Annotated in this window: 30 protein-coding genes and 1 tRNA gene; 19 read left to right on the top strand and 12 right to left on the bottom strand. The window is 27.4% G+C overall.

Going from position 1 to position 25,623, the window contains the following annotated elements; translation table 11 throughout:
* Positions 1 to 6: 6 nt before the first annotated feature.
* The 11 genes from J2127_RS04955 (at position 7) to J2127_RS04905 (ending at position 6,612) form a co-directional block, all read left to right on the top strand.
* The gene (locus J2127_RS04955; protein WP_209732458.1) at positions 7 to 231 is read left to right on the top strand and encodes a hypothetical protein; all 225 of its coding nucleotides are present in this window, start codon (positions 7 to 9) and stop codon (positions 229 to 231) included.
* Complete coding sequence (locus J2127_RS04950; protein WP_209732457.1) at positions 218 to 733, top strand: hypothetical protein; 516 nt, start codon at positions 218 to 220, stop codon at positions 731 to 733. Before J2127_RS04955 ends, J2127_RS04950 begins: the two co-directional genes overlap by 14 nt.
* Before the next feature lie 10 nt (positions 734 to 743).
* On the top strand, positions 744 to 1,235 hold the full coding sequence (locus J2127_RS04945; RefSeq protein ID WP_245326467.1) for a hypothetical protein: 492 nt from the start codon (positions 744 to 746) through the stop codon (positions 1,233 to 1,235).
* Between the two features lie 64 nt (positions 1,236 to 1,299).
* Positions 1,300 to 1,698, top strand: coding sequence for a hypothetical protein (locus J2127_RS04940; RefSeq protein WP_245326466.1), 399 nt, complete (start codon positions 1,300 to 1,302; stop codon positions 1,696 to 1,698).
* The gene (locus J2127_RS04935) at positions 1,652 to 2,209 is read left to right on the top strand and encodes a hypothetical protein (RefSeq protein WP_209732455.1); all 558 of its coding nucleotides are present in this window, start codon (positions 1,652 to 1,654) and stop codon (positions 2,207 to 2,209) included. Before J2127_RS04940 ends, J2127_RS04935 begins: the two co-directional genes overlap by 47 nt.
* A 189-nt stretch (positions 2,210 to 2,398) precedes the next feature.
* Complete coding sequence (locus J2127_RS04930) at positions 2,399 to 3,739, top strand: ATP-binding protein (protein WP_209732454.1); 1,341 nt, start codon at positions 2,399 to 2,401, stop codon at positions 3,737 to 3,739.
* A 9-nt stretch (positions 3,740 to 3,748) separates the two neighbouring features.
* Positions 3,749 to 4,576 carry a hypothetical protein gene (locus J2127_RS04925; protein WP_209732453.1) on the top strand — a complete coding sequence of 276 codons (828 nt, stop codon included), beginning with the start codon at positions 3,749 to 3,751 and terminating at the stop codon, positions 4,574 to 4,576.
* The gene (locus J2127_RS04920; RefSeq protein WP_209732452.1) at positions 4,569 to 4,940 is read left to right on the top strand and encodes a hypothetical protein; all 372 of its coding nucleotides are present in this window, start codon (positions 4,569 to 4,571) and stop codon (positions 4,938 to 4,940) included. The genes J2127_RS04925 and J2127_RS04920 overlap by 8 nt, the downstream gene beginning before the upstream one ends.
* Positions 4,940 to 5,347, top strand: a complete 408-nt coding sequence (locus J2127_RS04915) for a hypothetical protein (protein WP_209732451.1) — start codon at positions 4,940 to 4,942, stop codon at positions 5,345 to 5,347. The genes J2127_RS04920 and J2127_RS04915 overlap by 1 nt, the downstream gene beginning before the upstream one ends.
* Before the next feature lie 14 nt (positions 5,348 to 5,361).
* Positions 5,362 to 5,721, top strand: coding sequence for a hypothetical protein (locus tag J2127_RS04910; RefSeq protein WP_209732450.1), 360 nt, complete (start codon positions 5,362 to 5,364; stop codon positions 5,719 to 5,721).
* A 342-nt stretch (positions 5,722 to 6,063) separates the two neighbouring features.
* Positions 6,064 to 6,612, top strand: a complete 549-nt coding sequence (locus J2127_RS04905; protein ID WP_209732449.1) for a recombinase family protein — start codon at positions 6,064 to 6,066, stop codon at positions 6,610 to 6,612.
* Here J2127_RS04905 and J2127_RS04900 read toward each other — a convergent pair.
* From J2127_RS04900 to J2127_RS04865, 9 genes are all read right to left on the bottom strand, one after another.
* Positions 6,584 to 8,044: a hypothetical protein gene (locus tag J2127_RS04900; protein WP_209732448.1), complete on the bottom strand. Its 1,461-nt coding sequence runs from the start codon at positions 8,042 to 8,044 to the stop codon at positions 6,584 to 6,586. The two genes, J2127_RS04905 and J2127_RS04900, sit on opposite strands and share 29 nt — an antisense overlap.
* 166 nt (positions 8,045 to 8,210) lie before the next feature.
* Entirely contained in the window at positions 8,211 to 8,681 is a 471-nt protein-coding gene (locus J2127_RS04895) for a hypothetical protein (RefSeq protein ID WP_209732447.1), read from the bottom strand.
* A complete protein-coding gene (locus J2127_RS04890) occupies positions 8,674 to 10,533 on the bottom strand; it encodes an AAA family ATPase (protein ID WP_209732446.1) in 1,860 nt (619 codons plus the stop codon). Before J2127_RS04890 ends, J2127_RS04895 begins: the two co-directional genes overlap by 8 nt.
* 5 nt (positions 10,534 to 10,538) lie before the next feature.
* Positions 10,539 to 10,928 (bottom strand): hypothetical protein, encoded by a 390-nt coding sequence (locus tag J2127_RS04885; RefSeq protein ID WP_209732445.1) that lies wholly within the window; start codon positions 10,926 to 10,928, stop codon positions 10,539 to 10,541.
* A gap of 1,326 nt (positions 10,929 to 12,254) precedes the next feature.
* Entirely contained in the window at positions 12,255 to 12,629 is a 375-nt protein-coding gene (locus J2127_RS04880) for a hypothetical protein (RefSeq protein WP_209732444.1), read from the bottom strand.
* A gap of 37 nt (positions 12,630 to 12,666) precedes the next feature.
* Entirely contained in the window at positions 12,667 to 12,789 is a 123-nt protein-coding gene (locus J2127_RS08500) for a hypothetical protein (protein WP_259052134.1), read from the bottom strand.
* A 164-nt stretch (positions 12,790 to 12,953) separates the two neighbouring features.
* Positions 12,954 to 13,370, bottom strand: coding sequence for a winged helix-turn-helix transcriptional regulator (locus tag J2127_RS04875; RefSeq protein ID WP_209732443.1), 417 nt, complete (start codon positions 13,368 to 13,370; stop codon positions 12,954 to 12,956).
* Between the two features lie 122 nt (positions 13,371 to 13,492).
* Entirely contained in the window at positions 13,493 to 14,095 is a 603-nt protein-coding gene (locus J2127_RS04870) for a hypothetical protein (RefSeq protein WP_209732442.1), read from the bottom strand.
* Between the two features lie 253 nt (positions 14,096 to 14,348).
* Positions 14,349 to 14,732 (bottom strand): MarR family transcriptional regulator, encoded by a 384-nt coding sequence (locus J2127_RS04865; protein WP_209732441.1) that lies wholly within the window; start codon positions 14,730 to 14,732, stop codon positions 14,349 to 14,351.
* 216 nt (positions 14,733 to 14,948) lie between these two features.
* Between J2127_RS04865 and J2127_RS04860 the strand changes: the two genes are divergently transcribed.
* The 7 genes from J2127_RS04860 to J2127_RS04830 all read left to right on the top strand — a co-directional run bounded on the left by J2127_RS04860 (position 14,949) and on the right by J2127_RS04830 (position 20,749).
* The gene (locus J2127_RS04860) at positions 14,949 to 15,104 is read left to right on the top strand and encodes a DUF2080 family transposase-associated protein (RefSeq protein ID WP_209732440.1); all 156 of its coding nucleotides are present in this window, start codon (positions 14,949 to 14,951) and stop codon (positions 15,102 to 15,104) included.
* On the top strand, positions 15,104 to 15,274 hold the full coding sequence (locus J2127_RS04855; protein WP_209732439.1) for a DUF2080 family transposase-associated protein: 171 nt from the start codon (positions 15,104 to 15,106) through the stop codon (positions 15,272 to 15,274). Before J2127_RS04860 ends, J2127_RS04855 begins: the two co-directional genes overlap by 1 nt.
* 1 nt (position 15,275) lies before the next feature.
* Positions 15,276 to 15,518, top strand: coding sequence for a hypothetical protein (locus J2127_RS04850; protein ID WP_209732438.1), 243 nt, complete (start codon positions 15,276 to 15,278; stop codon positions 15,516 to 15,518).
* A gap of 35 nt (positions 15,519 to 15,553) precedes the next feature.
* Positions 15,554 to 15,799: a DUF2540 domain-containing protein gene (locus J2127_RS04845; protein ID WP_209732437.1), complete on the top strand. Its 246-nt coding sequence runs from the start codon at positions 15,554 to 15,556 to the stop codon at positions 15,797 to 15,799.
* Positions 15,789 to 16,751: a tyrosine-type recombinase/integrase gene (locus J2127_RS04840; RefSeq protein WP_209732436.1), complete on the top strand. Its 963-nt coding sequence runs from the start codon at positions 15,789 to 15,791 to the stop codon at positions 16,749 to 16,751. The genes J2127_RS04845 and J2127_RS04840 overlap by 11 nt, the downstream gene beginning before the upstream one ends.
* A gap of 21 nt (positions 16,752 to 16,772) precedes the next feature.
* Positions 16,773 to 17,099 (top strand): hypothetical protein, encoded by a 327-nt coding sequence (locus J2127_RS04835; RefSeq protein ID WP_209732435.1) that lies wholly within the window; start codon positions 16,773 to 16,775, stop codon positions 17,097 to 17,099.
* A gap of 71 nt (positions 17,100 to 17,170) precedes the next feature.
* Positions 17,171 to 20,749, top strand: a complete 3,579-nt coding sequence (locus J2127_RS04830) for a DEAD/DEAH box helicase family protein (RefSeq protein WP_209732434.1) — start codon at positions 17,171 to 17,173, stop codon at positions 20,747 to 20,749.
* A 366-nt stretch (positions 20,750 to 21,115) separates the two neighbouring features.
* On the opposite strand, the gene J2127_RS04825 is transcribed toward J2127_RS04830, so the two are convergent.
* Positions 21,116 to 21,200 (bottom strand) — tRNA-Leu (locus J2127_RS04825).
* 289 nt (positions 21,201 to 21,489) lie between these two features.
* Here J2127_RS04825 and J2127_RS04820 point away from each other — a divergent pair.
* Positions 21,490 to 22,248: a Bax inhibitor-1/YccA family protein gene (locus tag J2127_RS04820; protein WP_209732433.1), complete on the top strand. Its 759-nt coding sequence runs from the start codon at positions 21,490 to 21,492 to the stop codon at positions 22,246 to 22,248.
* A gap of 158 nt (positions 22,249 to 22,406) precedes the next feature.
* Here J2127_RS04820 and J2127_RS04815 read toward each other — a convergent pair whose 3' ends face one another.
* Together J2127_RS04815 and J2127_RS04810 are read right to left on the bottom strand one after the other, a co-directional pair.
* Positions 22,407 to 23,723, bottom strand: coding sequence for a phenylacetate--CoA ligase family protein (locus tag J2127_RS04815; protein WP_209732432.1), 1,317 nt, complete (start codon positions 23,721 to 23,723; stop codon positions 22,407 to 22,409).
* 112 nt (positions 23,724 to 23,835) lie between these two features.
* Positions 23,836 to 25,413, bottom strand: a complete 1,578-nt coding sequence (locus J2127_RS04810) for a sodium:solute symporter family protein (protein WP_209732431.1) — start codon at positions 25,411 to 25,413, stop codon at positions 23,836 to 23,838.
* Positions 25,414 to 25,623 lie beyond the last annotated feature (210 nt).

The following is a 25,623-nucleotide window of genomic DNA, read 5'->3' as shown; positions in this document are numbered from 1 at the left end:
GATAATATGGTATATGACGAAGAGACGTGTAAAAAAGTTTATTCTATATTAAAAAAAGCTATTAAAGATATAGAAGAGCGTGATATTAAAGTTTTAGGTTATGCAATAGCTTGGGACAACGGTAAAACAGATATTACAATTCACGAAGGGGTTTATGAAGGTGTAAAGCTTACTGATGACCCTGAAGAATTGAATATTGATTATTCAGGGGTGGAAAATGAAACTCAATAAAAATATTACAATCGGATTGGTCATTGCATTAGTCCTAACTTGTGTTGGTGTTTATTGCATAAATGGACACAGTAGCGATGGCGGTGGATTCTTATTTGATTTTTTAAAAAATAAAAATACAACTAATAACTCAACAAATAATGATACTAATAATAATACATTAATAAATGATACTTTAATTAATTCAACAAATAATGATACTAATAATAATACAAATATTATTTTTACTTCTTCAGCAGTATTTGATAACTCAACTAATAATTCAGTAATATCAATTGAATCATCTTCTGAAAATATGATTGCATCCCAATTAACAATATTTACAAGTTATACAAATGATTCATTTACTGAAGCCTACAGTTCTTCAGATGTATCATTGCCAAAAGTTGTAACTTTACCAGTAAATGCAACTAATTCAAACATATATTATTACATAAATGTTGAATATAACAATAATACCTACAGAATTCCAAACGGGACAGAAGTTCTCGAATTAGTATAAGGTGATAAATGTGTCATCTACAGAATATATCACCAGTACGTGGATACCTAAGGCGGCAGCTGCTGCTTTAGGTGTTGGTGCTTTATTATATTGGTTAAATACGCAATCTGTAAATATAAATGAAGTAACAACTGCATTTGCATCATTACCATTTGCAGTAATAGTTTTCATAGAGCTCTTGGATAAATATGCAGACGTGTCAAAAATGTATTCTAAGATAATTCCTGCAGGTACTACAAATTATCTTATAAAAACAGTGATCACTGCAATAATAGCATTTATCGCAGTCCTTTATGCGACGATGGGGACTATTACTTTATCATCAGGTTCTATAACAGTTCCTACAGTTATTTCAGCTGCAGTATGTTCATTGTATATCCTTGCTCCTGAAACAGGTGATGATGAATTATTATTATACATATATTTGGGTGCAACAGTGGCTACGTTTGGGGCCAACATAACTTTATTGCCACCAATTCCAGGAATCCCTGGGTTGGGATAATATGAAAATATTAAAAACTCTTTTTTTTATTTTTTTAATTATTTTTATTAGTACATTTACTATTTTGAACATTCAGCAGTCTGAAGAAGATATTATAAATGAAAGAATGAAAGAATATGGCTATCCTTCATCAGGGTACATTATTACAAATAAAACCGTTCGTTATAGTGATGCTTCTTTTGTAATATTATCTAACTCACCTAAAAAGTATTCAATCGGTGGGGTTCAATCATTAAATAAAGCACGGGCTTATTTAAATTCAGAATATAATCAAGAATTAGCAGAACATAACTATATGATTGATGTAGAACCCGAGTCAATTGAAGAATATCAAGAGAATAATAATTATTATTGGATGTTTAAAATGAGATTTGGAAAGGTAGGAACCGAGGGCGATTTTATGGGTTATGTAATGGTTGATAGAAGAACGGGTCATTGTAAAATGGAAGGCTTATTCGGTTAATGGTGAGCGTGAGCTTATGAATAAAAATATAATAATATTATTAATATCGATTATATTAATTCAACTAATTCCAATTAATGCACAAACAACTAATACAAATCAAACTATGACTTTAAACGCATACGGTGCATTAGTGGAACAGCAACAAGAGAATATAACAAGTTTAAAAGAAGAATTAACTAAAAAAGATAAATTACTCGCTGAATATATATCATATAAAAAGAAAAATATTGAATTAAATAAAAATATAACCGAATTAAATAAGAAGATAATACACATAAAGACTGAAAAAGAATTCGTTGAATCTAAAAATAAAGATTATAAAGATATAATAACTGATTTAATTAACAAACAATCAAATGAAACAGCTAATAACTATGTAAATTCATACAACGATATGAAGAAAGATTTATTTAATTTTAAAATAGCTGGAATTTTTGGGGTAATAGTATGTTTGATACTAGGTATAGTAATGATGAGAGCAAAGAAGAAGTACGAAATTCCATTGTAATTAATTTACAAGTACTAACTAATAATTAATTTTTTTTAATCTAACAACTAACAGTACTAACAATATAAACGGCTTTATATTCTATTTTTTTATTTTCACTACTACCTAAACCTAAGGATTTTACATCCAACATTAAAAGAATAATTAAATTATTAAATATATAATTATTAATTTAAATTTAGTGATATTATGGATATCAATATGTTTATGGGAATTGGAAGAGCTGATTCTTATAAAAAGACTGGAAAAACCAAAAGACACGTAAAAATGAGTGTAGGCGAAGCAAATCATATGATATTCTTAGGAAAATCGGGATATGGTAAAACTACACTAATGAGGGGTTTAGTTGAAGAAATCTATATTTCTCATAAAATGGCAAATATTCCTGCTTTGATTATTGTTTTAGAAAAGAAAACAGACCATACAAAGTCAGAAAAGATTTTAGAAATCTATGAAACAGAGACAAACAAAACAAGTGATGCTAAAATCTATAAAAAATATGGAGAATGGGTTTGGAACTATATTGAAGCATATGTAAAACTACAAACACAGCATAAAAATAAATTAGGAGCTATGGGTGATTTTGCTTTTGGTGTTCCTAATATAATTGGAAAATTCTACAAGTATGATGATAAAAATACATTTTTAGGACGTCAAGGCTTGCAACCTTATGTATTTCCAACAAAAAGATTTGTTTTTAGGCCACGACGAAGAAAAGAATATATTGGAATGGATAATGGTTGGCATATGTGCAAGGTCTTTGAAGGTAAAATTCCATATTCTAAAATTCCTTTTTCTTTATTGTCTTCTTTTGGAAGTCTGGGGGAGCAGACACTTTATGCACAACGATTAAAAAATATATGGGAAGTTCAAGGGATTAAAGACCCCGATACAGTTATGGATATTGCATTATCTCAGGAAAATAGTTCTAATCCTTCATCAACGTATTTAAGAATTGCAGAAACAATGAACCGATTAAAAACTGATTCATTATTTTCTAAAAAAGATACATTATTTTCTAATCTTTCAACCGATATAATAAATGTTATTGATTTTTCAAGTAATTCTGATTTAACTCACGAAGAAGAGTGTCTTATTTTTAAGTTTTTAGTCATGCATGCAATTAATCACGCATCACAGACACGAACACCCATATATTTTGTAGTTGACGAAGTTCAGAATATGTTAACCAATGAACACGGTAAATGGGCAGTTGATAAAATTTTAAGAGAAGGGCGTTCTATGGGTATCAACTTAATTACTGCAACTCAATATATGTATGGCTTGCCTCAATCACTATTGATGGGAGCTTCACACGTTGGAATTATAGGACGATTAGCATCACATACGGACTGGAAGGTATTAAATAAATTGATTGATGATTTTGAGGATTCGGTAGAACCGCCAGACCCAGTTTCTACATATACTCAATATGAAGATTTTAAAAAGAAAATGAAATTTAAGGGGTGGTTTTCTTGGGATAAATCATATACTGATAGGATAGAATTCCGACAACCTCAATCTTTATAGGGTGATACTTTGGGGTTATTTAGTAAGTTTAAAAATAATGATTCGAAAAAAGAACAAGAATCTAATCAACAATTTAATAATAATAATAATAATAATAATAATAATAATAATTATAATAATACCAATAATAACAATAATAATCAATACACAAATCAGAACCAAGAGTCTGAAGAAGAAACTTCATCCAATCCATTAGAAAAATATCGAAGAAATAAAGAACAGAAAAATAAAGAGAATTTAATTATTAACTCTTTAAAACCATATTCTTGTACTCAAAAACTTATTTTATGGAACGATGGAGAAAAAGAAACTATTTATGGGTATCCTGAAGCTTTGATTCCTTCAGAAACCGGTTATATAATACTATATCGTAAACGAGCGATTGACTTTTTTGAAGAATTAATTATTAAATTAAGAAATATATTTTTAGGTTCTAAAGAACATTATCGGATATTAAAAGTTCCTGAATACTGCATTCAAAAAGGAAATGAAGTATTAACCGTATATGCACATAGTTTTAGAGTCATTAATCCATTAACTGAAGAAGTTATTCCGATAGAATGCAATGACCCACGACAACGAATATTTTGGGATATTGAAAGACAAAAAGCTGAAGCTTATAGGAATGCAATGACTAAAATTTTAGAGGATGAATTGCCTGTAATATTGGAAAGAGCAATTGCATTAAATCCTACTATGAAAGCATACCAAGGTAGGGAAGGAATGAAAGGGCGAAAAGAATCAAGAGCAAAAGAATTTTCAGGAATGGAAATGGGTTTTTCAGTATTTGATGAATTAGAGAATCAATTGAAAAAGGGGGCAGGTATTGATGAATAAAGTGAACATTCCACCAATGGAAGAAGTTATTAAAAAAAATAAAGAACCTGAAGCAATTGAACATAAAATTGAAACAGTTGAAGAAGAACCTGCAGAACCTGAATTTAATATTCCTAATTTTAAAATACCGCCAATTAGTCCTAAAAAAGAAGTAATTGAAGATGACGACGAAGAAGAGAAAAAGAAACGAGGAAGACCTAAAACAGTTCAAGCTAAGACGGTATGTGCTAAAAGTATGCTTGTAATCTTTCAGAAATTAAGAAAGATTCAATCAAAAACTTTACAAGATGAAATAAAAGAACTTGCTGATGATGCATTAATTGAATTAAATCATTTAAATCAAACTATTGATAAGGTGTTATAATGAACTTTTTAAACAGTATTAAAAGAAGCAATAACAGTATTGAGATACCAAACGAAGTAAAAGACTCAGAAACAAAATTTAATGAATTGCATAACGAAATAAAAGAACTTGCAAAGGATGAATTAAAATTATTTGAAAAAGATGCTTACTATTTAACGTTAAATAAAATAGCTAATCAAAACGGCGTAAATGAAAGTGAAATATGGATTGATTACTATACTGGAAGGTTATCAACACATACAATCTGTATTACAAGATTATTAAGAATATTAGGACAAGATGCAACAGTATTGGAAAATATATTAGTCAATGAAAAGAATAGGGCTATTGAAGATATTAAAAGATGCGAAAACATTATGGATTTATTAAATACCGATAATATCAAGATAAAAAATACTGAAGAATAAATCAAGGTGGAAGAATGGGGTATAAAACTATAATAAATTATTATGAAAAATACTTAAATTTTATGGCAACATTACTCATAATGATGGGCGTATTTTATTATTTTAAATTAAATTATTTATTGGATGCAACTTTTTTAATCAGTTTAATATCATTGCTTTTAGCAAAACCATTAATTAATCATTATTATTCAAAATATCGAAGAAGTAATAAATTATTTAATTGGAAATTAAAGGTAACATACAGTAACGGAACATCAAAAGTTTACACTCAAAAACATATTTATTCAATAAATTCATCCAGTGCAATTCTTGATGAAATTAATGAAAAATATAAAAATGATTTAACGATTGTATCAGTTGAAGAAATAAAATAAATTTAATTATTATTTTATTATTTTATTTTAATTAAAATTAATTATTTATATTAATTAATTTATAATTTAATATGAAATATGCAAACTTAAAATTTCATTTTAATTAATTAGTATTTTTTTTACATTTTATTTTTTTAAATAATTAAAATTTACAATGTACCAATAACGGTCGTTATTGGGAATATTTTTATTTTATAAATTATTGTTATTTTTTGTTAAAATATTGGTTTCAAAACTCGTTCCAAAATCAAAGTATTTTTAGTAAATAATTTTATGAGTTTTGGGAATCTTTTTTATTTTATTATTATATTATTAATTTATATTTAATTAATGGGTGAGTAAATGAAAATTGGTTATGCAAGAGTGTCAACAAGAGACCAGAACCTGGAACGACAAGTCGAAGATTTAAAAAAAGCAGGTTGTGAAAAGATATTTTTAGAAAAGATTTCAGGAACTAAAAGAAATAGGCCTGAATTCGATAAAATGTTTGAATTACTTAGGGCAGATGATGTTTTAATCGTTACAGAACTTACACGTATTTCAAGAAGTACGAAAGATTTAGTTGAGATTGTTGAAAACTGCAAATCTTTAAACGTTGAGATTAAGAGTTTAAAAGAGTCTTGGCTTGATACCAGTTCTGCACACGGTAAATTATTATTTACTATTTTTGCCGGGTTAGCTCAGTTTGAAAGGGATTTGACATCAGAACGGACTAAAAATGGTTTAGACGTTGCAAGAACTCGGGGACGTGTCGGTGGTCGCCCTAAAGTTGATAAATCAAAATTAGAAATGGCTATTAAATTATATAATTCTGGTGAATGTACTTTAAAAGAAATAAAAGAAATCACTGGAATAAGTAAGACTACTTTGTATCGTTATTTAAAGGTATAGATCTTTTACGTATTATAATATCATTATCTGCTACAAATTCAATTTTAATATCTTCTAAACCTTTTTGCATCTGTTTTTCTATATTTTCACTATTTTTAATTTTGAAGCTATCACAAATATAATAATATCTGCTTAATGGTATATTTTTTCCAAATATGGATCGATCAGTGATTGATGTGTATAGCTCGTTTGTGTTTTCTGAATTATATTTTTTTAATATATCCCTAATATATTTTTTAGGTATTACTGCATCAATTTGTTTATTATTATTTTTAACTCCATTTAATATATTTGATATATATTGAATATTTTCTAAATCACGTTTAGTTATTTCTTTAGGTAGGTTTAATGTGATAGCAAATTCTTGTTCAATTTGATAGAGTACCTTTATCAACATTTCTTCTTTAAATTCAATTTTCTGTTCAAATTTCATATTACCGTTCATGATTTGGTCATTAACTCTGAATATGATTTTTTCTTTGATCATCAATTCTTTTAAAAAATTGATACAAGACATTATCTCATATATTGGCCTGCCTTCAAAACTCAAACTAATATTTAATTTTTGATAGTTAGGATCTATTTTTTTCCCAGGTTTTGGAATACTTAACGACATATTTAATGCTCTATTATTACTTGATAGGGTTATAAAGTCTTCCTGTACCTCTGTAATCTTGAATATCATATTTTCTAATGCATAAAATGTAGATCCTATCTCCAATCGTATATTTATTAAGGGATAATTGGGCTTCAATATTATGGGGTATTTTATTTCATCGCCTAAGTTCTTTAAAATTTCTTTAAATAATTCAAAAGTTTTGAATTCTTCTTCGGATATTTCTAATGATCCATTATTTAAATAAATATTTTTAATATATTCGTTAGGATCTTCGTTTGAACGCCTTAATTTTAAAATTTTGGATGCCAGGATTACTGGATCTATGGTTAAGGAAGAGTTTAATTGAATTCCCTCTTGACTTTGTTCTGTAAGTTTATTGGCATAGTCAATTGCAAGATTGATTTTTTCACATCTCGACCCTATTAAAAATGGAAGATATTCGCTTAGCTGGTTTGTAACCGTATTTTGCGTCTGTTTTATAATTTTATTTCCCATGTTTTGTATATTATTTGATATGGTATCGTCAACATTATTCATTTTCAAATTTAGATTTTTAAAATGTTCAATATTTGCATCATGGTATTTATCCATCTTATTATCTATATTATTAATAATATTAATAATATTTTCAAGATTAGATCTTGCTTCTTCCATATATTCTTTAATTTCAAGATCATATTCTTTATTAGTTTTAATATATTCCAAAATTTCATTAATTTGATGTATTGATTCTTCTTCTGATTTTGAAGTACTATAATTATCCCATACAGTAGCAATTATCACTGCAAGTGGTGGAAGCCCTTCGCTGACCAATAAACTATCAATAATCAATGCTAAGGGTTGATCATATGTTTTTACTTTATCTTTTATATCCCTTAACGTCCTCCTTATTGCTTTTTCGGGAGTGTTGTTATTTTTAGCTTTTTTAATGATTTCAGTGATATTTACCATATTAGCACCTTAAAATAAAAATAATTAATTATCTTTTAACACCCAATGCATTTTTTTGTTTAAATTCTTGTACGCATTCTGAATCTGCAATTTGCGATCCTGATAAGTCTTTTAGTGATTCAGATTCTACGTTAATAATATTAATGGGATTTTTTGATATTAGACCTTTATCTTTAAGTTTTTCAAAGAATATGCTTATCCCATTTACCCATCTTTTTCCTTTTTGAGTTATTTTGTATCGAGTACTTTTTTGAGAATATAAGTATAATTCTTCAAGTTCAACTAAATCCATCTTTTCGTATTTTAACATATCTTTTGATAATCCTTCGTCCGTAGGTCCATGAAAATTCCTTACAAAAACCATGCGGGTCTTAATTTGTTCTTCTTTAAGTTTTTCATTTACTGCATACAATGTTTTATGTATTTTCATATTTCCTTCTAAATTATCCACATTAGATAAAGTTCCCAATCTAACAATTTCTTTTGGTAATTTATCCATTGTTTTCCACTCCATGTAATGTATCTTGATAATTGTGTTTTAATTTTAGAACATTTTTTTCAGGTATTTCTAAATTATCGGGGTAGGATTCTTCTGCGGATAGTATTATCAATTGAATACCTTCTTTAATTTTGTTATTCAATAATTCAAATAAATTCTGTTTATGTTCTATATCATTTCCTTCAGAATCTTTATCATCATATATGCCCTCTGAAGGTTCTTCCATTAATATATAACATAAGTTAGAAATATTATTTTTAAGATCCATATCTGATAGAGCCAATACAATTGCCATGTCTAGACATTTTTTTTGACATTGTCCAATTGAGGAATCAAAAATATTGACGTATTTATTGGAGTTACCAGCTAAGGGTTTTGAAAATATATAATTATTTTCCGAAGATATTATTAAATCTGCTTTTGAACCAAATAAGTAACTATAATAGTAGTTTAGCCTTTCTAAAAAATAAGATTCGATATCTTGTTTTAATTTAGTTTTTAGATCGGTTTTATGTTTGCTTACTGTTTGCTTACTGTTTTTTAACGTTTCTATGTTATTATTATTCTTTTCAACATCTGAATCAAGTTTTTTAATATTGTCTTTGTATTCCTGATTAGATTCAGTATATGATTTATATTTTATTTTACATTCTGAATATTCATTTTTTATTTCATCAGAATCTATTGAATCATATTTTTCAACAATTCTAATTGTGTAGTTTTTTAAACCATAGAATGGATTTTTTTTATTTTTTTTAGTAATATTATTTCTAAGATCTTTTTTAGCAGATATAATTTTATTTAGTTTATCAATTTTTGCAATTGTTTCAGGGTGTTGTTCTTTGGATAATGATATTTTTTGTTTAATTTTTTCATATAATTCAATTGAATCATGTTTTTTACCACAAAATGGACACTGTTTGTGTTCAACCCTATACTTTAAAGATTTCTCTTCTATTTCGCCACCACAAACGGGACAATTTAACGAAGATAATATATCTTTAAGTATATCCATTATTTTATTTTCATAATATAGATTTATTTCATCCATTGATCGTTCCATTCCTCTTTTTTCTTCTTGAAGTCGGGTGATTTCTTTTACAACTTGCCCTAACTTTTTTAATTCATTTTCCGCTTCTTTATTCTTTTTTTTAGTGGTAAAATATTTTTCCAATTCACCTGATTCATAATATTGAATAAATTGGGAAATATTCTGCTGATCCTGTTCATTGTATTTGATATTTCTATCTAATTTTTCAATCTCTTTTTTGATCTGGTTGTTGGAGTTATCTAATTTTTCAATCTCTTTTTTGATCTGGTTCAATAACTGTTCGTCTTCTATTAATTCTAAATTTTCTTTATAATATCCTCCGTAATAGGATATGGCATTTTTTAATTCATTAATACCCTTTTTTCTTAAATTGTTATTTTCATTTTGATAAATAGTTTTATATTTAAGTTCTTTTAATTTATTATATTCCATATTAAATATTTTGATTAAATTTTTTTGAATTTCGTCATGATTTGTTATTTCAGGTAGTGTTTCATTAGTATTTTTATTTTTAATTATTAATTTATGTTTTTTATTTCCAGATCTGTAGATTTTTAGATTATAATCCGAATTTTCCAATTCAATATCCGTTCTTGAATTATTAGTTATCGGATATTTACTATTGACACATTCTGGACCGTAAATTGCGTAATTAAGCGCTTCTACTGTAGTTGATTTACCTGTTTTATTGGCTCCACGGATTAATAAACTATGTAAGTAAGTATCTTCTTTTTTCACGCCCAAGTATGCATCATTTGAGAATTTAGATATGTCAAAAGATTTAATTTTAAACTTGCTCATTTTATCTACTCTTTTACAATTTCTTTTTGGAGTTCTAATCCTTCTTTAATTTTTTCATAGTAGGTGTGGGTTTGTATGGCAAAAAATAGGGTCAAAAGAGAACACACTATTATAAACATATTATTTATTTTGTGGAAGGATAATAGGTCAATAATAATCACGGAGGATCCTAAAAAACACAAAAAGAAAATTATCATTTTTTTATAGTTTATTTCAGATTCTTTATCAATTTTATCAATTTTTGATTTTATAGTATCACTGAAATATGTATCATAGTTCTCAGTGGGTTTTTTTGATGTACTACCTTTGGATTCGTAATACTTCCTTTTTAAATAAGCAACTTCAATCATAAGGGTGTTAAATAATTTATCTCTAATTTTAGACTGCCATTTCATCAATAAGGTATATGCTATAATTATAAAACATGCCATTATTAAAAAAAACTGTAATTCTGCAGTGCTAAAAGTTATATTTTCAAAACCTATAAGTGATTTAATTGTTGGCCAAATAAATTGAAATATGTCATTTTGGAACATAATGTACCTTCATATTATGGATAATAGATTAGTATTAAACAAATTAAATAATAAAAAATTGTTGTAACATATATTAATTATTTATTAATTAATCACGATAAAAAGAGTTAAATATGATAATTTAGAATTGAAATTTTAAAAATAATAATTTAAATAAATAATAAAAATAAAATTTAAAAAGTATGCTTTTGTCAACACATAAGCGATTAAAATGCTTTTTTTTAATATATTACTCTATTAGATAGTTTATATAATATTTTACCATTTTTTAGCTTAGTTAGACTCCATATCTTAATTTATTATATAGTATAATTATACTTCTTTCAATGTTTAAACAGATATATTTATATATCAGTTTAATTAAACATCGTTTTACACTCGTATTATGTATACACATTTTTTTAGAGTTCTATTTTAAAAAAGGATTATGATTATAAGTATTTATATTATGACCTATATATATAGTATTTAGGAGGATTTCGTATTCTCTTTATCATTATTATTTAAATTTTTAAATAAGAATAATGATCCGCACAAATAAAACCACCTGAGAATACGTGCCTCACTAACTAATGAGGTGAGAGCATGAAGTGTAAATTCTTATTTGAATTGGACACTGAAAAAGAAAAAGCAACCAATGCATTTTCTTTGAAAGATATGTTTGCATTTATTGTAAATTTATTTTCTTTTTAAGGTAATGTAATAAAACTTATACTCTAAGTTTTATCTTTTTCTTTTTTTAGTATATTTCACAAGTTTAAACGTTTAATAATGTTAAATGGTGTTTTTAAATATTTTTTTGATACAGGGATCACAGTTTTTAGAACCTGACTTTATATAGTATCGCAGTTTTGGCGCAAAACTATATATAGTTTTGACACAGTATTATTATTGAATATAATATTTATCTATGAAATATAGATGTCAGCATAAGTTGATTATGAGATATCTAATAATGATAAAGAGAATACGATAAATTATACATAATGTTGGTTGCTATGTATAATTTAAATTTATGCGGATCTTTTGATATGCGGGTGGTTCCGCATATCTTCATTAAATACTAAAATAGTGCTTTTTTAAAATAGTTAACTTAAAATAGGGATTTTTATTTTAACAAGTATATCGTAATACTTTTTTAGTAATTTGTAATATTATTATAAAAATAATAAAAACAATAAAATTTTAAACTAATTTTTTAAGTTCTTCATATAATTCTTTCATAGAGCCAAAAGTTCCCTGAAGTGCAAGTTTATAGCCACTAGCATATATGGTGACTCTTGTAGTGTATACGCAACACAGAATGCCCACAATTGCCAAGCCAAATCCTATTGCTGCAGGCATAACACTATTAAATACAAAATTTAAGAAAATTCCTAACAATATAACAAGAATACTCAAAAAAATAGCAGTAAATAATATGTTGTTGTCAAATTCAACCGCAGTAATTTTATCGAGTGAAACATATGCTTTTTTAGCATAATTAACGGATAATACATTGTCTTCAATCTTAATTTTATGTTTTGATAACACTCTTACGTCTAATGAACCATTTGCCATATTGTACCCTCATTAAATAATAGTTAATAAAAAATAATTATTTTTTCTTTGATTTTCCGAATGCTTTTTCTGCATTTTCTTTTACAAATTTAGATGGTTTTTTTCTCCCATCTCCAGTTAAAGTCTTTCTAATTTTGCCTTTTGTAGTTTTTGGCGGCATAATCTCCCCTCATTCTAATTATAAATAATAAAAAATTGTTGTAACATATATTAATTATTTATTAATTAATCGTAATAAAAAGAGTTATATATAATAAATTAGAATTCAAAAAATATATTACTTAAAAATAAAAATTATTAGTAATATTGATAAAACAGTTGTTATTATTTTTTTACATTTATCGAAGAGTTTTGTGAGTTATTAACGATTACATTATCGCCATTAACATTATCGTATGAATTTACAGTTTTAGGACCTTTTTCATTTACTTCGGAATTTTTCTTATTTTTAAATTCACTAAATAGTTGATTAATTAATTTTTCATTTAATTCGTAAATTTTCAAAGCTTCCAAACCCAGCGGAGTAATTTTAAACTTTTTAGATGGTATTTGATACTTAGAATCTGGTATCATTATTTTATCAATTAATTTATAATCTGTAAGTTCCGTAAGCAAACGACTAAGTGCAGACTTGGAAGTCTCTGGAAACATCTCTTTAAATTCTGAATAATCAATATCACTTTTTGTTAATGAATATAAAATTTCTTTAACATATTTCTTTGATAATATTTTTAAATACATAATATTCCTCGATAACTTAGTTATTATTTTATAAATTTAATATTAAAGTAATTTAAAATTAGTATATAATATTTATTAAAAACATATTAAAAAAATAAAATAATAATTAATTTTAAAAATAATTATCTAAAAGTATTTATCCCTTCTTTAGTTATTTTTATTTTTAATCTAATGTCTGGTACACCCGTAGATTCTCCTATATATAATCTACGTTTTTTTCCAATTAATTGTATATATCCATCCATTTCTAAGAATTCAAGATTTTTAAGAATTTTAAGTTCTAAATCACTATCAATATTACCCATTTTAGTTTGGTAATCCCTATAAAGTTTATCTAACATAAATTCTGTACTGGCTTTGTTATATTGCATATATGCATAATTTAGAATATCATTTTGTAACTTTTCATCTTCTAATGTATCTAAATCAGCACCTATATTAATACTGTCGCAATAATCAATGCCTTCTTCGGTTATTGCTATTTCTAACATAGGATTTATAATCCCAATATCACTACCCAGTGTGGGGATACTTTTTTCGTTTAACAAATATATATATCCATCCATTTCTAAGAATTCAAGATTTTTAAGAATTTTTAATTGAATATTATCTTCTGACTTTTGATCGTACTCAGGTATGTCTTGTATATAAAATTCCGTCATACTGGTTTTGTATCGCTTATAGGCATACTCCATAATTTTATTTTTTAGATTTTCATCTTCCACCATTTCACCCTATTAAATATTTTAAAAATGCTCATCTACGACAAAGCATATTAATATTTTTAATATCTTATGTATATACTAATATCTATTAAGTTGTGATAAATATAGATATTAATATGTTTAATAAAATAAATATTTATATTCCTTAATACTGCAAATAAAAAAATAAAATTTATAATTTTAAAATATTAATAAAAAAATTAGATTTCCTTTTTTAAGTTTTTTAATATCTACTGGGTAATATAAATTAATATTATTTATGAAATGTAAGATCCCCGTTAATATCGCCTACGTTATTAATAATGGTTCCAGTATTGTTTGTTTGAATATTTTTTGAATTTGAATTATCATCCTTACTTTCTTTTAAATTATCTAATTCTTCTAAATATTCATATCTTTTTAATAATTCAATACCTAACGGGCTGAGTGAATAATAAACCTTAGCTAGTTTATAATCTGATTTTTCTTCTCTTTTATTAACTAAATTTAAAGAATACATCTCTTTAAGTATTTTATTTAATGAACTAGGGTCTATATTAAGTTCTGCACCCAATTGTCCAAAATATAATTCTTTTTCTTTACCTAATATTTTTAAAATTCTGTCCACGTGCTTTTTTTTAATCAGATTAATTATCATATTATCCCTTTTTTTCTATACTGAATATTATTGAACTAGGGAATATATTAAACAATATTGATATTTTTGTTAAGTATGTTTATTAAATAAGTAATGGATAAAAAATTACTATATTGGAATTAAAATTTTAATACTGGAAAAAATTTCCAAAAGTATATATAGTAAATTAATTATATTCCATTATAGGAATAAAAAGCCAATAGGGTGGTACATATTATGATGATAGTTCACCAACAAGAAGGAGTTATAAAACCTTTGGGGCAGTCTGGAAGGGTCCAACCTGCCATACCTGCAAGGTACATCGGTAAAAAAGTAATCGTTCAAGTAATCGGCGACGAAGAAGAATACCGAAGTTTAAAAGAGGATAAATAATGATAATCACAAAAGAACGGCTAATAAAACCAAGAGGCAACGGGGCTGAAATCGGCGTATCTCGTAAGTACTTAGGTAAATTAGGTATTGCTATAGTTTTAGAAGACGAAAACGAGCTTAATAGATTAAAAGATGACCTAATAAATTTAGGTTATAGTATTGAGGTATAGTATGATTATAGATACTGAAATAGGGTATACAAAATCAGAACAGGAATTTATGGATTATTTAAATTTAGAAGATAATGAAGATTATAAAGAATTCCAAGAAAGTGTTATTGGAACAATAAAAAGAGAAATATTTGATCAGTACTCAAAAAAAGAGGTTAATATATTTGACATTATTGTTTCACATAGCAATGTACTCGTTAAAGCAGATAAAAAATTACACTTGATAAATAGGGTAGTGAAATAGGATAAAATTTAATTTTTTAAATCTTAGGTGGTTTGATGAGAAGATACTTCAATTTATACAAAAACATCGGAGCACGTGAGTTAAGATATTACGTGCATAAAATGGAAAATTGTGGAAACATAGCCCCCGAAACAATCGCAGAAATAAAAAATAGAAACTTAAAAACTAAAAAATTATTAACATTATCCGATAAAGAGAATGAAATAGTTTCCAAGTACGGAATAGGGGCAAATTTTCTATTAAATTGCATAATATTCCAAGAGGAAGAATATGAATGCTAATATGAAAGATTTAATTCTCGTAAACACTGGCAGAAGCAAAACAGAGATTACAGACGAAAACAAATGGATAGCACAATTTAGAGAAGAACGAGAATTCGACCGAATAAAAGAAAACACGATTAAAAGTGATATTTCAAGACTCAAAGTCTTCTTAGCATACTGTAAAAAATTAGACAAAGAACCTGACACATTGAATAGGTCAGAGTTTACCAAATTTTTTAATTATTTGGAAAATGAACGAAAGTTAGGAAATTCAGTAATTCAATACTTTAAGCTTTTAAAAGTATTTTACAGGGTTTTAAGATTACACAACTTCAAAGAATTTGAAACAGAATGCAAAGAGCGAAGACGATTCAGTAAATTTGAAGTAAAGCACTATGATTCAATTGATTCAAAAATATTAAATGAAATTTTAAAAGCAATCTTACAGCACCGCAGTAGGTCAAATTTAAGAGATGCTTTAATGATTAGAATGTTATGGGACACAGGTTGCAGAGTTTCCGAAGTAATCGGAATCACTTACGAAGACTGTGACTTTAAAGAAGCCAAATTTAGAATTAGAAATACTAAATCCAGTAATGAGCGTTTTGTAGTATGTTCAAGTGACACATTGAACGCTTTAAAGGAATACGTTAAATATAACGTTAACACTGGCAACAGCGACCCTATATTCCAAAGTATAAGGGGCGGACCTGTAAGAAGAGGTTGGTTAAGCCAAGTATATAGGAACGCAGTAGTCAAGCTAAAAGAGCAGGGCAAAATCCCCAAGAATAGAAGGGTAGTAGTTCATTCCTTAAGACACGGGAGAGCCGTGGAACTATTAAATAAGGGTGTTCCGATTGAAGTTGTTAAAGAATACTTAGGACATAGTAGTATTGAGACAACACTATTCTATGCACACAGCAAAGAAAGAACAAACATATTATTGAACACCATTAAAAAGAATTTATAAAATTAATAAAATGGTGAAAATATGGAAAAATCTGAAAAAATAACTTTGCTATGGGTTCTTAAAAGAATTTTTAAAAAATTAATAATTAATAAATTAAAACCGAAGAAAAAAGTAAAGAAAGATTTTTTAGGATTTCGTGAAGGTAATATTTACGATGAGCTACCTATTGACGTTTTAGAAGAACTTTACTATTCAATACCTGAAAAAGGATTAATTAATAATATTAAATTTCATATCGAATGCGATAAAATATTCAAAAAATATCATAATAAAAATAAGAAAATTTACGAAAAACCTGGAGTTATTCGGTCAATGCACTTAATAGGGAAATTAAAGGAAGATGACTAACTTAAATTTAAAAAATAAAACTAAAAAAAATAATAAACTAATAAAAAAAATAAAATAAAAGATTTGGTACTATGAAAAACTATAAACAATACAAAAAAACTGATAAGAAGCAATTAGTTAACCATATCGGCGTATTATTAACTTCAATTGCTAATTTTAGAAGTAAAATAGTATTGGGCGTAGCTGACGGTTCAATCAAAGAACTTAAAAAAGATTTAACCAAATCTGCAAAGAATATGAACTTTTTTGAAGTAAGATATTTGGTAGAATTAGATAAGCAATATCAAAAGCCAAATAATAGAAATTCTTGGGCGTACTCCGAATTTATAGAAATCCCAGATTTTAACAGCAGTATTAACATCGCAAATACTGCCGAAACCATTTCAAACAAAATTTACGAAAAAGAACAACAAATAAAACAACGAATAGGAGCAAGAGCAAGAATAACAACCGTGTCAATAGGCATTGCTCCAAGACAAGAAAAGAAAGGTACTTCTAAATCATCAACCGCTTGGTCATACATTCCAATTGATTTTGATATCGATGAATGGAAACACAAAGAACCAACAAAGGAAGAAATGAACCAAAAAATAAAAGATATCTTTAATATGTTGCCTGATGACTATACAAAACCGCATTTAATAGTTTTTACAGGTGGCGGTTTAAGATTTATCTACTACATAGACAGACCTATATCAAGATTAGAACTTCCAATCTTCTCAAAAATTGCTGAAGAAATAGGAAACGGTGCAGACTCTGCAATGTACGATATAGCAAGAGTTGACAGATTACCTGGAACCAAAAACAGAAAAGAAAAATACGGAACTGAAAGGAACTGTAAAATTTTATTTATAAAAAATAGTTTAGTTCCAATTACTCCTGAAGTATTTATATTTAAATTTGGAATCGAAAATAAAGAATATATATCAACCGTAAAGGAATCCAACGAGACAACCGAGTCATTTGAATTAATTAATAAATTAAAAAAAGCTAATATTAAAATAAAAGATTTTAAATCTTTATCTAAAAAAGAATATAAATTTACAAAATTTATTCAAACAAAGCTCACTGAAAAATATAACAAAGATTGGATAATTGAATTATTTGATTATTTAAAAATTGGTTATAAATCAAATGGTAAATATATCAGTATATATTCGATATACTACAACGATGGAAACAACCCTGACTGTACAATATACCCGAACCAAGCTCATAATGCCGTAGCGGTTGACTGGCACAATAACAGTTTAAGAACCAACATTGTAGCATACTTATGGGGCGGTTTCAAAGATAAAATTTTAGAATTTATAAAATCAAAAGGAATTTCAAACAACTTAAGCGATTACGTATCTGCAGAGGAATATTTAATTGAATTATTAAATAAAAATAAAGAAGCAAGTACAATAAAGTGTAACAAATACCTTTCATATGACGTTTTGCAAACTGCAGTGAATAATTCAATACAAACAAAACAAAGTGTAATCTTACAAGCTGAAACAGGGCGAGGAAAAACCTACAATATCACAAATAACATTGATAAACTTACCAATGATTATAAAGATAAAACAATAGTGTTATTGTTCCCTTACAGAACCCAAGTGAAGCAAACACAAAGCAATTTACTAAATAAAGGAATTAGAGTTCCAGCATACTATGAAGGCAGTAAGGCAAAGCATAGAACCGCAAATGATACAAGATTGATTATAGGAACCTACAACCAATTATTTAACATCATGGACGATATCAAGTTTGAAAGTATCAAATTTGAGAAAACCAGCAAAGGAACATACGAAAGAGTGCAAATAAGAGACGATGACGATGTAATATTAATCGTTGACGAATCTCACAATATGATACTTCAAAAGGACCTTAGAAGAGACGAAATTAATAAAATAGAAAATTATTCTGAAAAAGTTCATGCTTCAGTATATTTAACTGCAACGCCTGAACTTGTAAACCTTCAGAATAGAAAAATTGTAAAAGCTGAATTCAATGATAATAAACAATATTTTAAAAATACATACGTTGTTGAATCTGATATTGGACATTTGGCAAATTATAATGTTATTAATTTCTGTAAATACATCACAACGGCATTCAATAGAGATTGTAAAAAGTCATTGGTGTTAGTCGACTCTAAAAAAGAGATTGAAGTGATTAAAGAATTATTAAATATTTATAATTTTAATTCACCAATTTATGAAATTACAAGAGAATCAGTTGAAACCGATGAAGCTGCACAAATGATTATAAAACAAGAAAGAATTCCTGACGGTTTAATATTAGCAACAAGAGTCATTGCTGAAGGAATTAATATTAAAAATGGTTCCGAACAAGAAGAATCAGTTCAAATGAACATTAAAGATAAAGTTGACATCGTTGCAGTACTTAAAACTTCATCCGCTACTATAATGAGACAGTTTTTAGCAAGAGTTAGAAACGGCGGTAATACTTGTATCATATATTCACAAGCAGGTCACCAGCATAATATATTAAAATATAATAAAATGTTGGAGGTTGCAAAAGAAGATTTATCATTATTCAATGAATATTTAATGACTGAATACAACGGCGAATTAATGAATAAAGATATGGAATTTAAATATACAAATATGATAAATCAATTGCAAGTTTTAAAGTGGAAAGATGGTAAGTATATCGTTGATGAATCTAAAATAGCGAGTCTTGTCAACAGAAAATTAGAAAGACAAATTGTAGCAGATTCAAGTTTATTAAAAACTTACTTTGAAGCAACAACCAATTCAGAATGGAAAATAATTCCTCATTTGGATATTGAAGGAACAGATGTTTCAGACATTATTGAAACAAGAAAATTCGTAAAAGAATTAAACCAATTTGAAGTTTTAAAAGTTGTAGAAATAATAAATGATAACTTTGAAGCTGTAGACAGCGCCTTATTACATCATAAATATGATATGTTTACCGAAACCGAGAAATACCTCGTTATGAAGCACATAAAAATATGCAAGCGTGTAATTAGCTACTTAAAACTACATAATGAATACCCTGAACTCTCAAAATTATTGATGGGTAAAGATGCAAGTACTGAAGAAATTGCTGAAGCGGTTTCAAGTTGTGCACCTGCCAAATGGGGTTCAATTAATAAAAGAATAAACATTGCATATAATATTGTTAAAGGACTTAAAAATAATATAAAGGATGTTAAAGGCTATAAACGAATATTTGAGTCAAAAGTATTGATTAAGATATTCAAGTTAGGCAATAAATTAAACAATAAAAAAATAAACATCAAAAGCATCATTAACATCGTTAAAAGAGATTTAGGTATTAAACTTAAATTTGAGGAAATAAAGAATATATTATCATCAATCTATAGTTATAACTCATCAGAGTTAAAAACAAAACGAGAAAATGCAACTATCCAAGTATTTGGGATTGATAACCTATTGAATAGTTTTGTAAAAGTATTTAATGATAATATTAAAATAGATTTGGATAAAGCAATCATCAATAAAGCTAAAGGTGGAATCTCAACAACGGAGTTGTTGGAATATGTTACTGAAGTTTTAAAGTATCCAATAGAAGCATATGAACAAGTCATCAAGAAGTTAAAGAATATTGGTGATTTGTTCGAACCTCGAAAAGGGTTCTTCATTAGTGAATAAATCTTAAAATTCTTTTTTTTAAACTATATCCATATACTTAAATAAAACGATACATTTTTAACAAAAATAATGCATTTAACTAATATCTATACGTCAATAGACAAATATATTTATACATTAAAATAAACTAATATTATAAACAATACTAAAAAAGCAAACTATCCATTACTTACTCAATTTTTTTGAGAATATTATCTAAATGAGTATTCATTTACAACAAAGTCTCAATTTTATTGAACTGAATTTGTACCTATTTACTTACTGGATTAAATCCAGTCCTATAGGTATGGTACAATACCTAAAAAATTACTCCATAAATAGAAAAAGGAGCTTGATAACTTAATATCAAACTCCTAAATCAGTTAGTGCAGGGAAAGGGATTTGAACCCTCGAACTCCTACGAGACTGGATCTTAAGTCCAGCGCCTTTGACCAGGCTCGGCGATCCCTGCTCACTACATATTTACTTTTGCATTCTAATTCATTATTTCCATTTCATTAGTTGCAACTATACATATTACTACTTACTATATAAACCTTTCGTTAATCATATAATTTAAATATTTATATTTATCGACCACATATTTATATAATATATTATTTAGAACAATTTATATATTTAAGTTTACATACTATAGATACATAAATTTATAAATTTATTATTTTAAAATCTAATCTAAATATTATCTAACAATCATCTAATTTATAAAATTTACATCAAATTAATTTAAAGGTGAACACATGAAAAGTTCTAATCCAGTTTTCGGAGCTCAAGCAATGGAACGTTACAGACAACTTGCAAGTAGTACTTCAAGTATACCTATAACCGAGCAAATGACAATAAACGGTTCAATAAACAAAATATTTATATTAACGATATTTTTAATAGGTTCTGCAGTAATTTCTTGGACATTATACGCGTCACAACCTGGCTTTGCAGGTTTGTTGGGCATGGGCGGAATTATTGTAGGCTTTATTTTAGCTTTAATCATATCTTTTAAAAATACGACAGCTCCAATTCTTTCACCAGTGTATGCAATATGCGAAGGTTTAGCAATGGGATTTATTTCAGCAGTATTTGAAACAATGTACCCAGGAATAGCTTTTCAAGCAAGTTTTGGAACCTTTGGAGTATTATTAACAATGATATTTGTTTATAAATTTAAAATAATAAAAGTAACTGAAAAATTTAAAACAGGTTTATTAATAGCAACCGGCGGTATTGCGTTATTGTACTTATTAACTTTCATATTAAGCTTCTTTGGAATATACGCGCCATTTATTTACGAAGGTGGGTTAATAGGTATAGGATTTAGCTTACTTGTAATCGGGGTAGCTTCGTTAAACTTACTATTGGACTTTGATTTCATTGAAAAAGGTGCAGAATACGGACTTCCAAAGCATATGGAATGGTATGGAGCATTTGGAATTTTAGTAACTGTTGTATGGGTTTACTTGGAAATATTGCGATTATTGGCAAAGTTAAGACAAAATGATTAATAAAATAATTATAAAATAAACTAATAGACTAATAAAATAATAATATAGTAAAATAAATAATAAAAATAAATATCTCTTTTTAAAATTTTTAACATAAAAAATTAATTAAACGATATTATATAAGTAAAAAATAGATTATATGTAGAATAAATAACATATTATTCTTTTATATTTCTTAAATCTTTGATTCTTTTAGCTTTACCTTCAAATCTCTCAAGTGTTTTAGGGTTTACAAGATTTACCTTAATTCCTAATCCAAGAACTGTTTTAAGCTTATGTTCGATAGATTTACTGAGTTTTTCCAAACAACCGTAGCTTTCAAGAAGATTGCTGTCTGAAAGTTCCACATTAATTGAAATCTGGTCAAGGTGACCTTTTGTAGTCACAATGATTTCATAATGCGGTCCTATCTCTTTTACATCGGATAAAACTGTTTCAATTTGTGATGGGAATACATTTACTCCTCTAATTACCATCATATCATCAGTTCTTCCTTTAATTTTAGACATTCTAACGCTTTTTCTACCGCATTTACAAGTTTCAGATGTTAAACTTGTGATATCTTTGGTTCTGTATCTTAATACTGGAAGAGCTTCTTTTGATAAACTTGTTACAACCAATTCACCAGTTTCTCCCTCAGGTAGTACTTCGCCAGTTTCAGGATTGATAATTTCAGGTATAAAGTGGTCTTCAGCAATGTGCATACCACATTGGTAAACACATTCTCCAGCAACGCCCGGACCAATTAATTCGCTCATACCGTAATTTTCAGTAGCTAATAATCCCCATTTTTTTTCTATTTCGCGCCTAGCATCTTCTGAACAACCTTCTCCACCAAATAACCCAAATTTAATGTTTAGATCTTTTTTAGGGTCGATTCCCATTTCTTCAGCAACTTCTGCCATGTGCAAAGCGTAAGATGGAGTACTTACCAATACGGTTGTTCCGAAGTCTTTCATAATCATAATTTGTTTTTTGGTGTTTCCGCTTGACATTGGTATAACTGAAGCGCCTACTCTTTCCATGCCATAATGCAAACCAAATCCACCTGTAAAAAGACCGTAACCAAAAGCAATCTGAACAGTATCTTCGTCAGTTACGCCGGCTTGAGTAATCATTCTAGCAACTAAATCGGTCCAAGTGTTCATATCTTTTCTTGTATATCCAACTACTGTAGGTTTACCTGTGGTTCCAGAGGATGCGTGAATTCTAACAATTTCTTTTTTAGGCACTGCAAACATTCTAAAAGGATAATTTTGCCTGAAATCATCTTTTTCAGTAAAGGGAATCTTTTTTAAATCGTCCAATGTTTGTATATCTTCAGGTTTAAGTCCAATTTTATCGAATTTTTCTTTATAAAGTGGAACATTTTCATAAGCTCTTTTTACAGTTTCTTTTAATTTAGAAATCTGTATTTTCTTTATTCCTTCTCTATCTAATTTTTCCACTTCATCCCATATTTTAATTTCAGACATATAATCTCCTCAATTATGCTAAATTATTCAATTATTTTAACTATATCTATTAATCTAGAATTAATTTTATATTATTTTCGTTTTTCGTTTTTCAGTATTTAATTATTTCTTCTTATTCCTTATTATCTATTTTTTTATATCTAATATTTACTTTTTCAGGTATTTCATGATTTTCCGAATTAAAATCATTTTCATTTCCACTATCATTGTTTTTATTTTCCGAGTTAAATCCTGTATCGTATATGTAGTCAAGATATCTTTTATCCATCTTTTTAGTAAATAAACTAACGAAATAAACTACAAAGATAGGTAATACTATAGATATAGCACTTAATGTAGGTATTAACGAACTGCCTAATCCTACAACAGCAGAACCACCTAACATAACAACTAATGCTGTTATAATACCCGCCCATACTCCTTGTACGGTTGTTCCTCTCCAATAAAGACCAAGGGCATATGGTGCAAGTAAACATCCAGATACTAAACCCCAAGATAGGGCAGCCAATGATATAATTGGCGTAGGGAATATTGCCAATATAAATGATAAGATTACAAACATAAGGCAAACTATTCTCATAGTTTTCATTAATTCAGTACCTGTAATGTTTGGTTTCATTTCTTTTAAGAAATCTACGACTACAGCGGAACTTGAAGCAAGAACTAAAGACGCTAAAGTAGACATTGATGCTGAAAGAACCAATACTAATATTATTGCAGCTACCCAATTAGGTAATGCCGTATCTACCATTGTAGGTATAATCATATCGAAATTTGGTAATCCCATATATGTTGGTGGGGCAGTAGGGAAGAATAATCTACCTAAAACACCCATAAAGTATGCTCCAAAGCTAATAATTAATGCGAAGAATGTGGATACCCATTTAGCACATACTACGGATTTTTCATCTTTAATAGTATAGAATTTATGTATCATTTGAGGTAAACCCCAAGTACCCAAACTTGTAAGGATTACTAATGAAATCAATGGTATAAACCCAGGAGGTCCAATAGGGTCTACTAATTGTGGACTTATGGAATATAATGCAGGAATCACATTATCTATTCCACCAACTGTTGAAGTGCCAACTACAAAGAATAACATCAATGCTACGCCTATTAACATGATAATACCTTGTATAAAGTCCGCTAAAGTAGCAGCAACGAACCCTCCAAAGTATAAATATAATCCTGTAAGTGTAGTCATTAATAATAACACATATATTGTTGGAATACCGAATATTTGTTCAAATAAATACCCCAAACCTTTATAAACAGAAGCAGAATATGGTACTAAAAATAAAAATATTATAAACGATGTAACGGCCTTTAATTTTTTATTATTATATCTAATTTCTAAAAACTCGGGCATGGTTGATATATTGAGCCTTTGAGTCATTTCTCTTGTTTTTTTACCTAAAACACCCCAAGCTAAGTAACAACCTAATAATGCGTTACCTAATACAATCCATAGGGTGGACATACCAAAGCCCCATCCAATTTTTCCAGCGTATCCAATGAATAAAACCGCTGAAAAGTATGCAGTACCGTATGAAAATGCAGACATCCAGGGATTAACGGAACGACCGCCAAGGAAAAAGTCAGAAAATCCTTTTATTTTGTTTTTACTAATGTATGCAACAAATCCAATCATTGCAATGTATAATAAAATTGCTAATATGTATAACATTTTATCTCTCTTTTTCGGTAAATTTTAACTATTTTTGATATTTTTGTAATTGCGTAATTTTAATTAGTTTTTAATTAATTAGATTATTGAAACGATTTAGAAATTATGTTTAATCTTGAATAATACATCTACTAAATATAATCTCATACTATATGTTTATGATGTACTTAATTTTGTATTAATCAATGTATTATAAGTTAAATGTTATTA

Origin of the sequence: Methanococcus voltae (genome assembly GCF_017875395.1) — an archaeon.
Taxonomy (GTDB): Archaea; AGJL01; Methanococci; order Methanococcales; family Methanococcaceae; genus Methanococcus; species Methanococcus voltae_C.
The sequence above is the reverse complement of the archived record's forward strand: the minus strand, read 5'-3'. Positions and strand labels throughout refer to the sequence as shown.